Source organism: Pseudomonas sp. LBUM1655, from assembly GCF_059716085.1.
Genome location: NZ_CP166801.1, coordinates 503,355 through 517,836, shown reverse-complemented (window position 1 = coordinate 517,836; position 14,482 = coordinate 503,355). Strand labels below are relative to the sequence as shown.

At 59.8% G+C, this 14,482-nt stretch carries 7 protein-coding genes and 1 pseudogene; 3 read left to right on the top strand and 5 right to left on the bottom strand.

The features are described from left to right. Positions 1-130: 130 nt before the first annotated feature. The 3 genes from ACA074_RS02310 to putP form a co-directional block, all read right to left on the bottom strand. Positions 131-838 carry a DUF4123 domain-containing protein gene (locus tag ACA074_RS02310; protein WP_497678364.1) on the bottom strand — a complete coding sequence of 236 codons (708 nt, stop codon included), beginning with the start codon at positions 836-838 and terminating at the stop codon, positions 131-133. Beyond that, positions 828-2,843, bottom strand: a complete 2,016-nt coding sequence (locus ACA074_RS02305) for a type VI secretion system Vgr family protein (protein ID WP_497678363.1) — start codon at positions 2,841-2,843, stop codon at positions 828-830. The genes ACA074_RS02310 and ACA074_RS02305 overlap by 11 nt, the downstream gene beginning before the upstream one ends. A gap of 357 nt (positions 2,844-3,200) precedes the next feature. Then, a complete protein-coding gene (gene putP / locus ACA074_RS02300) occupies positions 3,201-4,685 on the bottom strand; it encodes a sodium/proline symporter PutP (RefSeq protein WP_187679643.1) in 1,485 nt (494 codons plus the stop codon). A 456-nt stretch (positions 4,686-5,141) separates the two neighbouring features. Here putP and putA point away from each other — a divergent pair, with 456 nt between their 5' ends. From putA to ACA074_RS02285, 3 genes are all read left to right on the top strand, one after another. Then, positions 5,142-9,095 carry a trifunctional transcriptional regulator/proline dehydrogenase/L-glutamate gamma-semialdehyde dehydrogenase gene (gene putA, locus ACA074_RS02295; RefSeq protein WP_497678362.1) on the top strand — a complete coding sequence of 1,318 codons (3,954 nt, stop codon included), beginning with the start codon at positions 5,142-5,144 and terminating at the stop codon, positions 9,093-9,095. A 321-nt stretch (positions 9,096-9,416) separates the two neighbouring features. Beyond that, positions 9,417-10,388, top strand: coding sequence for an IS110 family RNA-guided transposase (locus ACA074_RS02290; protein WP_497657519.1), 972 nt, complete (start codon positions 9,417-9,419; stop codon positions 10,386-10,388). Between the two features lie 145 nt (positions 10,389-10,533). After that, a complete protein-coding gene (locus tag ACA074_RS02285; RefSeq protein WP_497678361.1) occupies positions 10,534-12,336 on the top strand; it encodes an acyl-CoA dehydrogenase in 1,803 nt (600 codons plus the stop codon). 146 nt (positions 12,337-12,482) lie between these two features. Here the strand turns inward: ACA074_RS02285 and ACA074_RS02280 are convergent, their stop codons facing one another. Beyond that, positions 12,483-13,214 carry a methyl-accepting chemotaxis protein gene (locus ACA074_RS02280; protein ID WP_404943128.1) on the bottom strand — a complete coding sequence of 244 codons (732 nt, stop codon included), beginning with the start codon at positions 13,212-13,214 and terminating at the stop codon, positions 12,483-12,485. Between the two features lie 135 nt (positions 13,215-13,349). Continuing rightward, a pseudogene (locus tag ACA074_RS02275) lies at positions 13,350-14,375 on the bottom strand (HAMP domain-containing protein); the annotation flags it as partial. Positions 14,376-14,482: the final 107 nt, after the last annotated feature.

Below are 14,482 nucleotides of genomic sequence, written 5' to 3'. Positions count from 1 at the left end.
CTCAAGGCTCCTACACCCTGTCGCCGCATCTGCGGTGACCTTTTAAGACTATCCCTGCAACCCATCGCCCACCAGTTCATGAAAACCGCCGCAACTCGAAGGAAACGTCCGAGGCCTTCGCCCGGAAATGTCACTCCAACTCTGCCAGCAAATACGCCAACAACGCCGATTGCGACGATTCTTCCGACGTTGAACGCTGAAAAAACTGCCCGATCTTGCAGCGCAAAACCGCCTCGGGAAACGCCTCGAACAATGCCGGATGCTCCTCGCTCAGCCACTGCACAACGTTACCGACTCGGACGTCATCCCCCGCCGAAGCCAACACCGAATCAGGCACCGCCCACCAAGGAAACACCCGCCCCGAAACGGGCGACCGTCCGCCGATTTCCAAGGCCTGACCATTGATCAGTCCGCGTGAAATTACTGGCAAAAGCTGCGCCGCTTCCACCGCATCGGACTGCAAAATCGGCAACAAAAACCGCCCATCCCAAAACCGGAAAAACACCGCTTTCCCGTCCGGCATCAGCACCTGCGTCAGGCTGCGAAAGTGCTCGACCACCACTTCCAGACTCGCCGAAGACACCGCCAACCATCCCCAGTCACGGGACGCAGTAGTCGCTACCCAATCCAGAAACTCACTGTCCGCCGCGACAATTCCCACATAGGGCATCACCGCGTCCCACTCGGCGTAAATCGTGTCTGCCCAGATCGGGCTCGGCGCCAACGGCAGCGGCGGCTTGTCATCACTGGCATTGCTGAAGATCGCGAACAATTGCTCCGAGGGTTTCAGCGGGGCGCGCGCCAGCCATGCGCGAGGCTCAGAAAAGTCAGGCTGCACAGACACCGTCCTTGCAACGCTCACATTCTTCGCAGAATGGCGCATCACCTTTGAAACTCATGATTTGCGCGGCCGTCAGCATCGCCGCCGGCGCTGCCGCCAATGTATCCGGCAACCCCGGCACACTCGGCGCGGCATTCATCGCCGCCATCGGCGCGCCACCCACAACAATCGGCACGCTGCTGAAAATCCCGCCGGGGCCGATGTTGATCCACTGCCCGCCGGCCTGAATTGTCGCGCTGGCGCCGCCATCGATCACCACTTGCTGGCCGGCGCTGACGTGGAATTGCGCACTGGCACTGGTCGCCTGGTTGCTCACGCGGATATGCCGATCGCCCGCCACCGTCAGATGATCGTTCTGTTTGATTTCGGTCTGGCGCTGGCCGTGGGTGATGCGTTGTTCATCAGCCTTCAATTCATGCTTGGCCATGCCCGTGACGACGATGCTGCGCTGGTTATCGACCTGTACCTGCTGATCGTGCAGCACATGCTGGGTCCAGTTGCGTTGGGCGCGCAGGTAGATTTCCTCGGCGCCCTTTTTGTCCTCGATGCGCAGTTCGTTATAGCCACCGCCACCGGGGCTGCTCTGACTGCGGAAGATACTGCGGGTCTTGTCGGCGGGGAGATCCAGCGGCACCGGGGTGGCGGCATTGGGCAAGCAGCCCATGACCAGCGGTTTGTCGGCATCGGCATCGATGAAACCGACCAGCACTTCCATGCCGACCCTCGGAATCAGCACGCTGCCGTAACGGTCATGCGCCCAACCGGTGGCGACGCGCAGCCAGCAACTGGAATGCTCGTTGAGTTCGCCGTCGCGATCCCAGGCCAGTTGCACCTTGACCCGGCCAAACTCGTCGCAGTGGATTTCGCTGTCCTGCGGCCCGGTGACAACTGCGGGCTGATAGCCGAGCATGCGCGGCTTTTCCGGCCCCAGGGCTGGCCGGAAGAACACGTCCCACGGTGTCGCGAGAAAGGTATTACGGTAACCCTGGAATGCTTCCCCATCGCTGGTCACCGACTCTTCCAGCACTTGCGGCTGTCGACCACGGTGTTCGATGGCCGTCAGTAACCAGAGATCGTTCCAGTCGTTACGCGGATGCTCGGTCAGTTGCAGGAAATGTCCGCAAACCAGCGCGGATTCGTCGCTGATGCCCTCGGCCTGACGGTAATCGGCGACATGCCTTTCAAGCGCTCGTTGGGCCAGGTGTTTGCCGGTGTCACGATCATTGAATTGGCCGGGAAAGTGGTAGTCCTCCAGCACCGGGCGCAGCTCGCCATCGATGCGGCTTTCCAGTTGCAGGCGCGGCTTCTCAAAGTTGTAGTCGCGCCGGGTGACCACGCTGGTGCGGGTTTCCACGCGCACATTGAAGCGCTTGATTGCCGGCGCCCCGGCCGACATGCCGCTACCAGGCAGATAAAGCGTTGGCTCGGCCAATCGCGGGAACACGGTTTGATCGTCGCCAAACACCAGCAGATGTCCGTCGGGGCTGTGCTGAAAGTGGTAGTGAATGCCGACTTCGGCACACAGGCGCTGGATAAACGCCAGATCGCTCTCGGCGTACTGCACGCAATATTCACGCTCCGGGTAGTCGCTGCCGAGGCGGAATTCGAAGGCGTCGCGCAGGATCGCGTGATCCTTGAGGATCTGCGCCACGATCTGCGGCACGCTTTGGTGCTGGAATATCCGCTGATTGATCCGGTGTCCGAGGTAAGTCAGACGCGGGACAAGGCTGACGTGATAGCGCGTCAGACGTTTCCCGGAGTCGCCCTGCCCGACCTGATAAATCTGACCGTGAACACCGGAACCGTCGGCATCAAAACTAAGAAACGCCTGACAGTGCAGCAGGCTTTCGAGATCCAGGTCCGGCCGTTCGCTGACCAGTTCCAGTTCGAAACGAAAGGGTTGGCTGATGGCTTCCTTGCCCGTGAACTCAAGGACTTTGAGGTCATGCTGGGCGCCTTCGAGGGTCAACGTGAAACGCGGTTGATTGGCAGGCGCGAACATCCGATGTCTCTCTGCAGAATGAGGGCGGGCGATTCTGCATGAGGGGCGAGGGGTGTTGTGCGGGTGACGGGAAAATCAGATTTGCCCTACTTTTACTGTCGAATAGTCCTCCGAAAATCGGCGCATCCGACTACAGACACAAGCCCTAAAAACAACATCGCCCAACTGTGGGAGCGAGCCTGCTCGCGAAGGCGGCGTGTCAGTCGCCGAATTTATTGAATGATCAATTGCATTCGCGAGCAGGCTCGCTCCCACAGGGTGATCTGCGGTGAGTCAGACAAATATCACAGGCACAAAAAAACGGCCCGCCTCCTTGTAGGAGACGGGCCGTTTGTTTGTGAGCCTAAGCTCAATGCATCACTTGTTCAGGTGGAAATCTTTTTCCGCCGCTTCGAAGCGCTGCACCATGCCTTTGGATGGCTCGCCCATCTTGCTGACGATGAAGATGGCCAAACTGGCGAAGATGAAGCCCGGGATGATTTCGTACAGACCCATCACTTCCCAGTGCTTCCACGCCACCACGGTGATCGCGCCGACCAGGATACCGGCCAGTGCGCCGTCGCGGGTCATGCCTTTCCAGATTACCGAGATCAGCACAACCGGGCCGAACGCAGCACCGAAACCGGCCCAGGCGTAAGACACCAGACCCAGCACACGGTTATCCGGGTTGGCAGCCATTGCGATGGCGATCAGTGCAACCAGCAACACCATGGCGCGGCCGACCCAGACCAGTTCGGTCTGCGAAGCGGATTTACGCAGGAAGGTCTTGTAGAAGTCTTCGGTCAGGGCGCTCGAGCACACCAGCAACTGGCAGCTCAGGGTGCTCATGACGGCAGCCAGAATGGCCGACAGCAGCACGCCAGCAATCCATGGGTTGAACAGCAGTTTGGCCAGCTCGATAAACACGCGCTCGTGGTTCTCGGTCACGGGACCGGCAACTTCCGGGTGTGCCGAGAAGTAAGCGATACCGAAGAAGCCCACGGCTACAGTGCCGCCCAGGCACAGGATCATCCAGGTCATGGAGATGCGACGGGCGTTGGCAATCGACTTCACCGAGTCAGCGGCCATGAAACGCGCAAGGATGTGCGGCTGACCGAAGTAGCCCAGACCCCAGCCCAGCAGCGAGATGATGCCGATGAAGGTGGTGCCCTTGAGCATGTCGAAGTTGCTTGGGTCGTTGGCTTCGATCGCCAGGAACGTGGTGTCGACGCCGCCGGTAGCCAGCAGGACGATGATCGGCGTCAGGATCAGCGCGAAGATCATCAGGGTGGCTTGTACGGTGTCAGTCCAGCTCACCGCGAGGAAACCGCCCACGAAGGTGTAGGCAATGGTCGCTGCAGCACCGGCCCACAGTGCCGTCTCGTAGGACATGCCGAAGGTGCTTTCGAACAAGCGAGCGCCAGCGACGATGCCGGAAGCGCAGTAGATGGTGAAGAACACCAGAATCACGATCGCCGAGATGATCCGCAGCAGGCCACTTTTATCTTCGAAACGGCTGGCGAAGTAATCTGGCAGGGTCAGCGCATCACCGTTGTGCTCGGTCTGCACACGCAGACGGCCGGCGACAAACAGCCAGTTCAGGTAGGCACCGACGATGAGGCCGATGGCGATCCAGCTTTCGGACAGACCGGACATGTAGATGGCGCCCGGCAGGCCCATCAGCAACCAGCCGCTCATGTCGGAAGCACCGGCAGACAAAGCCGTGACGACGCTGCCCAAGCTACGGCCGCCAAGAATATAGTCAGAAAGGTTGTTGGTGGAGCGATAGGCCATGAGGCCGATCAGCACCATTGCTGCGATGTAGATCACGAACGTGATCAGTGTTGGATTGCTTACGCTCATTGAGTTACGCCCTGGCTTTGTTTTTATGTAGCAGCGGTGGTGAATCGCGCACAAACGATGATGTTTGGCAGACGATTCCGGATCCCGCGCATTTAGGACTGATGTTTCCCCAGGAAAGCCACCAGCCGGTACACCGGATTTCCCGGTTGCACCTTGGGCGCGAATGCTATGCAACAAATCAAATAAGGTGCAACCAGTTTCGAGCGAATAAGTTGCACCTAGTCGGATTTCCTCCTGAAAGCGTCGTTCTTGCTCCCTTTTAGCGCAGTCATGCCCGTTTCTCAGAAGCAAATGCACCTAGTAAGAGCAGCACTTTCGTACCAGAAAATAATTCCTGACGAGCTGCTTATTATTCCGACAAAAAAAGGGTTGCACCCGGTTGCACCTCTTTCAGCGCACGGCTAATCTTGCGGCCAGCTGATGCCACGCAACTGTGGCAACCATGAGGATAAAAATATGGCTACCACCACCCTTGGGGTCAAACTCGATGACCCGACCCGCGAGCGCCTTAAAGCTGCCGCGACCTCGATTGATCGCACACCGCACTGGCTGATCAAGCAGGCAATTTTCAATTACCTGGAAAAACTCGAGGGTGGTGCAACCCTGACCGAGCTGAACGGCTTGTCCGCCAAGGACGCCGACGACGCGGGCGAAGTCCACACCGATCACGCTCACCAGTGCTTCCTCGAATTCGCCGAAAGCATCCTGCCGCAGTCGGTACTGCGCGCGTCGATCACCGCCGCGTACCGTCGCCCTGAGCCGGAAGTCGTGCCGATGCTGATCGAGCAGGCTCGCCTGCCGGCATCGATGGCCGAAGCCACCAACAAACTCGCCGCCTCTATCGCAGAAAAACTGCGTAACCAGAAAAGTGCCGGCGGTCGTGCAGGCATTGTTCAGGGTCTGCTGCAGGAATTCTCCCTGTCGTCCCAGGAAGGCGTGGCGCTGATGTGCCTGGCCGAAGCGCTGCTGCGTATCCCGGACAAAGGCACTCGCGATGCGCTGATCCGCGACAAGATCAGCACCGGCAACTGGCATCCGCATTTGGGCAACAGCCCTTCGCTGTTCGTCAACGCCGCCACCTGGGGTCTGCTACTGACCGGCAAACTGGTGTCGACTCACAATGAAGCTGGCCTGACCTCGTCGCTGAGCCGCATCATCGGCAAGAGCGGCGAGCCGATGATCCGCAAGGGCGTCGACATGGCCATGCGCCTGATGGGCGAGCAGTTCGTCACCGGCGAAACCATCGCTGAAGCACTGGCCAACGCGAGCAAGTTCGAAGCCAAGGGCTTCCGCTACTCCTACGACATGCTCGGCGAAGCGGCACTGACCGAACACGACGCGCAGAAGTACCTCGCCTCGTACGAACAAGCCATCCACTCGATCGGCAAAGCCTCCCACGGTCGTGGGATTTATGAAGGCCCGGGCATTTCCATCAAGCTGTCGGCACTGCACCCGCGTTACAGCCGTGCGCAGTACGAGCGTGTGATGGACGAGCTGTACCCGCGCCTGTTGTCGCTGACCCTGCTGGCCAAGCAATACGACATCGGCCTGAACATCGACGCCGAAGAAGCCGATCGCCTGGAGCTGTCGCTGGATCTGCTCGAGCGCCTGTGCTTTGAGCCGCAACTGACGGGCTGGAACGGCATCGGTTTCGTGATTCAGGCTTACCAGAAGCGTTGCCCGTACGTGATCGACTACGTGATCGATCTGGCACGCCGCAGCCGTCATCGTCTGATGATCCGCCTAGTGAAAGGCGCGTACTGGGACAGCGAAATCAAGCGCGCCCAGGTCGAAGGTCTGGAAGGCTATCCGGTCTACACCCGCAAGGTGTACACCGACGTTTCTTACATCGCTTGCGCACGCAAACTGCTGTCGGTGCCGGAAGTCATCTACCCGCAGTTCGCCACGCACAACGCCCACACCCTGTCGGCCATTTACCACATCGCCGGTCAGAACTATTACCCGGGCCAGTACGAATTCCAGTGCCTGCACGGCATGGGCGAACCGCTTTACGAGCAGGTTGTAGGCAAAGTTTCCGAAGGCAAGCTGAACCGTCCGTGCCGCGTGTACGCTCCGGTCGGTACGCACGAAACCCTGCTGGCCTATCTGGTTCGTCGCCTGCTGGAAAACGGCGCCAACACTTCGTTCGTCAACCGCATCGCCGACCAGTCGATTTCGATTCAGGAGCTGGTGGCCGATCCGGTTGCTCAGATCGAGCAGATGGCGACCGTGGAAGGTGGTTTCGGCCTGCCGCACCCGCGTATCCCGCTGCCGCGTGACCTGTATGGCTCCGAGCGCGCCAACTCCAGCGGTATCGACATGGCCAACGAACATCGTCTGGCGTCCTTGTCTTGCGCGTTGCTCGCCACCGCGCACAACAACTGGAAAGCCGCGCCGATGCTCGGTTGCGCTTCCAGCACTGAAGCCCCGGCACCGGTGCTGAACCCGGCAGATCACCGCGATGTGGTCGGCCACGTTCAAGAAGCCACTGTCGAGGACGTCGACAACGCCATTCAATGCGCCCTGAATGCTGCGCCGATTTGGCAGGCCACCCCGCCGGCCGAACGCGCCGCGATTCTGGAGCGTGCCGCTGATTTGATGGAAGGCGAGATCCAGCCGCTGATGGGCCTGCTGGCCCGTGAAGCCGGCAAGACCTTCGCCAACGCCATCGCTGAAGTCCGCGAAGCCGTCGACTTCCTGCGTTATTACGCAGTGCAGGCGCGCAACGACTTCAGCAACGACGCCCACCGCCCACTGGGTCCGGTGGTGTGCATCAGCCCGTGGAACTTCCCGCTGGCGATTTTCAGCGGTCAAGTAGCAGCGGCACTGGCTGCCGGGAACCCGGTATTGGCCAAACCGGCTGAACAGACTCCGCTGGTCGCTGCACAAGCCGTGCGTTTGCTGCTCGAAGCCGGGATTCCGGAAGGCGTGCTGCAATTGCTGCCGGGTCGCGGTGAAACCGTCGGCGCCGGTCTGGTGGGTGATGAGCGCGTCAAAGGCGTGATGTTCACCGGCTCCACCGAAGTCGCTCGTTTGCTGCAACGCAACATCGCCGGTCGCCTCGACAACCAGGGCCGTCCGATTCCGCTGATCGCCGAAACCGGTGGCCAGAACGCGATGATCGTCGACTCGTCGGCCCTCACCGAACAAGTCGTGATCGACGTGGTGTCCTCGGCGTTCGACAGCGCCGGTCAGCGTTGCTCGGCACTGCGCGTGCTGTGCTTGCAGGAAGATTCCGCAGATCGCGTCATCGAAATGCTCAAAGGTGCGATGGCTGAAAGCCGTCTCGGCAACCCTGAGCGTCTGTCCGTGGACATTGGCCCGGTGATCGACGCCGAAGCCAAGGCTGGCATCGACAAGCACATCCAGGGCATGCGCGATAAAGGTCGCAACGTGTACCAGGTGGCCATTGCCGACAGCGAAGAAGTCAAACGCGGCACCTTCGTCATGCCGACCCTGATCGAACTGGAAAGCTTCGACGAACTGCAACGCGAAATCTTCGGCCCGGTGCTGCACGTGGTGCGCTACAAGCGCAAAGAGATCGATCAGTTGATCGGCCAGATCAATGCGTCCGGTTACGGCCTGACCCTCGGCGTGCATACCCGTATCGACGAGACCATCGCCAAGGTGATCGACAACGTCAACGCCGGTAACGTCTACGTCAACCGCAACATCGTCGGTGCCGTGGTCGGCGTGCAGCCGTTCGGCGGCGAAGGCCTGTCGGGTACGGGTCCGAAGGCCGGTGGTCCGCTGTATCTGTACCGTTTGCTGTCGACTCGTCCTACCGACGCTATCGAACAATCCTTCGCTCGCGGTGATGCTGCCGTGGCACCGGACGTTCGCCTGCGCGACGCCATGAGCAAGCCGCTGAACGCCCTGAAAGCCTGGGCCGACAGCAACAAGTTTGCCGACCTGAGCACCCTGTGTGTGCAGTACGCCGCACAATCGCAGAGCGGCATCACTCGTGTGCTGGCCGGCCCGACCGGTGAGAAGAACAGCTATGCGATTCTGCCGCGCGAGCACGTGCTGTGCCTGGCGGACGTCGAAGGCGATCTGCTGACGCAACTGGCGGCGGTATTGGCGGTAGGCGGTTCGGCGGTATGGCCGGAGTCCGACATCAGCAAGGCATTGTTCGCACGCCTGCCGAAGGACATTCAGGCGCGGATCAAGCTGACTTCCGACTGGAACAAGGACGAAGTGGTGTTTGATGCGGTTCTGCATCACGGCCATTCCGACCAGTTGCGCGGGGTCTGCCAGCAGATCGCCAAGCGTGCCGGCGCAATTGTTGGCGTTCAGGGCTTGTCCCAGGGCGAGACCAACATTGCCCTGGAGCGTCTGGTGATCGAGCGGGCGTTGAGTGTTAACACCGCTGCGGCGGGTGGTAATGCGAGCTTGATGACGATCGGTTAAACCGCTGCAAATCCAGGCGACCGCAATGGTCGCCTGGAATCACTCCTACAGAAGATCAAAAGATCGCAGCCTTCGGCAGCTCCTTGTATCTCGACTATCGCTCCGTCAGGAGCGATAGTTCTCGACTGATCATCGAGGGAGGGACTTGGAAGCCGTGCAGCTCCTTAGGCTTTTTGCCTGTGATGTAGATCGTGCTCCAGCCCTCCACACTCACTCGTATAGTTCGAACGGTATCTTGGGCCCGTCTCTGGCGAGAGCCCGCATTCGCAAGGTTGGACAGAGTGCAGTGATGATCGAAAACGGATTAATGGAGAAACGGTCATGTCCAATTTCGTCGGCGTCGATGTCGCTAAAAATACCTTTGATATTGCCACTCACCTGCCAAACGGCAAGCACAAAACCAAGGCCAAACTGGCTAACGACTCAAAAGGTTTCAAAGAGTTTGACGCCTGGCTGAACAAGCAGGTCGAGCCTACAGCTCTGATCGTGATGGAAGCCACCAGCGTTTATCACCTGGAACTTGCCGAGTTCGTCTACAACAAGGGTTACCGGGTCTGCGTCGTCAATCCGGCTACGACCCACGCTTACGCTGACAGCGAGCTGCGCCGGATCAAAACCGACAAAAGCGACGCCAAATTGATCGCTGACTTTGCTCGGGAAAAGGCTGAAAAGCTTCAGCTTTGGGCTCCAGAGCCGCTGAAATATCGTCAGCTAAAGGCGATGGTACGTCGCTTGGATGACCTTCAGGAAATGGAGCAAATGGAGCTCAATCGCCTGGATGTGTCCGACGAAAAGGTCAAAGACTCGATCAACTCTGTGCTGCGTCACATCGAGAAAGAGATCGTTGAAACTCACAAAGCAATCAAAAAACACATCGACGATGATCCAGACATGCGCCAAATGCGCGACTTGATCGTGACCATCGACGGTATCGGCCAGAAAACCCTTGAGCGGCTGCTGGCCGAGTTGGGCGACCTGCGTAAATATGACGACCCTCGCAAGCTGGTCGCTGCCGCCGGGTTGAACCCAAAGCTGCAGGACTCGGGAAAGTTCAAAGGCAGAACAGTGATTTCGAGAATCGGATCGGCTCGCGTTCGGGCGGGTCTATACATGCCTGGGTTGGTTGCACTGAAGCACAACAAGGCAATCATCGCCATGAAGGACCGCTTGAAGGCCAACGGCAAGGCCCCCAAGCAAATCATCTGTGCAGCGATGCGCAAACTCCTACATTTTGTCTACGCCGTTCTTAAATCGGGCCAGCCATTTGACCCGAAAATTGCCCTTGCCCGATGAGGGGCAAGACGGTATCTACACCGTCCCATGTAGGAGCTGCCGAAGGCTGCGATCTTTTGCTTCTGTATCACGCCCATCAATCATCCTGTTCAGCCTTTATCCGCACGCCTAGACTCGGCCCAACCCCAATTTCAGGTAGGCCGCCATGTCCGAGACGCTGCTCAGTTCCCGCAATCTGGCTTTCGAGCTGTATGAAGTCCTTGATGCCGAGGGCCTGACCCGGCGTGAGCGCTTTGCCGAACACAACCGCGAGACCTTCGACGCCGCCATCGGCACCGCGCGCAGCATCGCCGAGAAGTATTTCGCGCCGCACAACCGCAAGGGTGACGAGAACGAGCCGCGCTATGAGGACGGCAAGGCGATTCTGATTCCCGAGGTGAAGCCGGCGGTGGATGCCTTCCTTGAGGCTGGCTTCCTCAACGCCGCGCGAAGTTTCGACGCCGGCGGCATGCAACTTCCTACACTGCTGTCGCAAGCCTGCTTCGCGCATTTCCAGTCGGCCAACGCCGCTTCGACTTCGTACCCGTTCCTGACCATGGGTGCGGCCAACCTGATCGAGAGCTTCGGCACTGACGAGCAAAAACAGCGTTTCCTGCAACCGATGATCGACGGGCGTTTCTTCGGCACCATGGCCCTGACCGAGCCGCACGCCGGCTCATCGCTGTCGGATATTCGTACCCGCGCCGAGCCTGCGTCCGACGGCACTTATCGCCTCAAGGGCAACAAAATCTTTATTTCCGGCGGCGACCACCCGCTCTCGGAAAACATCGTGCACATGGTCCTGGCCAAGCTGCCGGACGCTCCGCCGGGGGTGAAAGGCATTTCGCTGTTTATCGTGCCGAAGTTTCTGGTCAACGATGACGGCAGCCTCGGCGAGCGCAACGATGTGCTGCTGGCCGGGCTGTTCCACAAGATGGGCTGGCGCGGCACGACGTCAACCGCGCTGAACTTCGGCGATAACGGTAAGTGTGTCGGCTATCTGGTGGGCAAGCCGCATCATGGTTTGAGCTACATGTTCCAGATGATGAACGAGGCACGGATCGGTGTCGGCATGGGTGCGGTGATGCTCGGTTATGCCGGCTACCTGTATTCACTGGAGTACGCCCGTGAACGCCCACAAGGGCGAGTACCGGACAGCAAGGACCCGAGCACCGCGCCGGTGGCGATCATTCAGCATGCGGATGTCAGACGCATGCTGCTGACGCAAAAGTCCTACGTCGAAGGGGCGTTTGACCTCGGCCTGTACGCCGCGCGGTTGTTCGATGACACCACCACGCTTGAGAGCGAAGCCGAGCGTAAGCAGGCCCATGAACTGCTGGATCTGCTGACGCCCATCGTCAAATCCTGGCCGTCGGAGTTTTGCCTGAAGGCCAACGAACTGGCGATCCAGATCCTCGGCGGTCACGGTTACACCCGCGAGTATCCGGTGGAGCAGTATTACCGCGACAACCGCTTGAACCCGATCCACGAAGGCACCCACGGCATTCAGTCGCTGGACTTGCTCGGGCGCAAACTGGCGCAGAACGGCGGTGCCGGGCTCAAGCAATTGGTTCGCCTGATTGCCGACTCCGCCGAACGCGCTACGGCGTACGAATCGCTGACTGCATTGCGCGAGCCGCTGGAGAAACTGGTGGCACGCCTGCAAGTCGTGACCCTCGGTTTGCTCACCGATCTGGCGCAAGGCAAAGTCAACAGCAGCCTGGCGAATTCGGCGCTGTACCTGAAAGTGTTCGGGCACACGGTGATTGGCTGGCGCTGGCTGGAGCAGGCGATTCGCGCCGAGGAAGGCTTGGCCAAAGGAAATGCGGCGGATGCTGACTTCTATAAGGGCAAGTTGCAGGCGGCGCGGTATTTCCTGACGTGGGAAGTGCCGGGTTGCCACCATGAGCTGGCATTGCTGGAGGCGCGGGATGATACGTGCCTCAACATGCGGGATGAGTGGTTCTGATCCGGGTTTTATTAAGCGGCTGAAATCCATTCGCGAGCAGGCTCGCTCCCACAGGGTTTTGTGTTGTTCACAGGGTTTGTGGACACACCGGACCCAATGTGGGAGCGAGCCTGCTCGCGAAGGCGTCAGTTCAAACAACATACCTTTCAGGACAGTTTGAACCCACCCATCTGCCGCGCCAGATCATCCGCCAACCGCTGCAACATCTGACAATCCTCGCGACACGCCCGAACCTCACCCGCCGTCGCCCGGGCCAGATCGGAAATCCCCTGCACGTTTCGGTTGATCTCCTCGGTCACGGCCGACTGCTCTTCCGTCGCCGTTGCCACCTGGTGGTTCATGTCACTGATGCGCTCGACCTGCCCGGTAATCGCGGTCAACGACGCGCCGGTACGCTGGCTCGACTCAACCCCGGTGCCGGTTGCCGCCTGACCGGTGCGCATCGACGATACGGCGTTTTCCGCACCTTGCTTGAGGCTGCCGATCATCTGCTGAATCTCATCGGTAGACGCCTGAGTCCGTCGCGCCAAAGTACGCACTTCGTCCGCCACCACTGCAAAACCACGGCCCATGTCGCCGGCACGCGCCGCTTCGATGGCGGCGTTCAGCGCCAATAAGTTGGTCTGTTCAGAAACCCCACGAATCACCGCCAACACCGAATCAATGGACGCCACTTGATTGGCCAGTTCACCCACAGCACCGGCCGCCACGCCGATTTCGTCGGACATGCTTTCTATATGCCGGATCGAACCACCCACCACTTCCCGCGCCTGCATCGCTTCATCCCGAGCGGTTTGCGAGGCGAGCGCTGCGTTGCCGGCGTTCTGGGCGATTTCCTGCACGGTCAGGCCCATTTCGTGGACGGCGGTGGCAACCATGTCGGTCATTTCCTGTTGGCGGCCGGAACGCTCGGCGGTGTTTTCCACCACTTTCGCCACTTGGCTAACGGCTGTGCGCAGACGCTCGCTGGTGGTCAGCACTTCGCCGATCATCCCGCGCTGGCTGTCGAGGAAGCGATTGAAGCCACGGGCCAGATCGCCCAGCTCATCGGCACGGCTGGAATCTAACCGGTGGGTCAAATCTCCCCCACCGCTACCGATTGCTACCAGTGCCGCTGTTACCTGACGAATCGGCCGCACCAGCCCCTGAGCCAGCCAAACCACCAGCGCCAGGCATACCAGCGCCACCGCCAGACCAATGCCGCCGCTCATCCACATCGCCTTGCGCGCTTCGGCATAGATCTGCGCCTGTGGCACTTCGGCCACCAGCGTCCAGCCCAGGTCGCGCAACGGCAGGCTGAAGGCGAGGAAGTCTTCGCCGTCGCGCTGGAAGCTGCTGCTCACGGCATTTTTTTGACCGAGGACTGATTGCGCCGCCGAAGCACCGATCTGCTCGCTCAGGGTGCGTTTGCCACTGAACTGCGCCTCAGGATGCACCTGAATCAAACCGTCGGAACGCACGAGATAGACCTTGCCGCGCTCGCCAAAGCTGAAGTTGTGGATCAGCTCCGACAGCTCTTTCATGCTCAGCCCCAGCCCTGCGACACCGACCACTTTGCCGGCCTGCTCGACCTTCAAATCGATGAACAGCGCCAATTCGCCGGTGGCGCCATCGTTGTCGATATTGAGGGTGCGCGGCTGATTGCTGTCGAGGAAAGAATAAAACCAGGCATCGGCCGGCTTGGCCCGACTCAGGGTGCGATCCAGGCCTTTTTCGGTGATGTAGTGATTGGATTCGGTGCCGATGATCAAAGCCGTAAATGCTTTGTGTTCGGCGCGGATGCCTTCCAGATACTGCGCGAAGGCCGCCGTTTTGCTGCTGTCTTCACCCGCTGCCAACCAGTCGCGCACCATGGAGTTGCTGGCAATATCTTTCGCGGCGGTCAGGGGTTGGACGAGGATGCGTTCGATGTCGTTGCGCGTCGCTTCGATGCTCGACGGCAGCGCTTGTTCGACCAGATAGCTCTGGGCGAGGCGGTTGACCACCAGGGTATAAATGCCAACCACAATCAGGATGCTGACCAGCAGGGCGGTGCCCATGCTGAGAATCAGCTGCCATTGAATACTGCGTCGCCACAACTGCATGGAGCACCCCCAAAGAATAAGAGGCGGAAGCAATGCAACAGCCGTGCCGATTGTATACAACC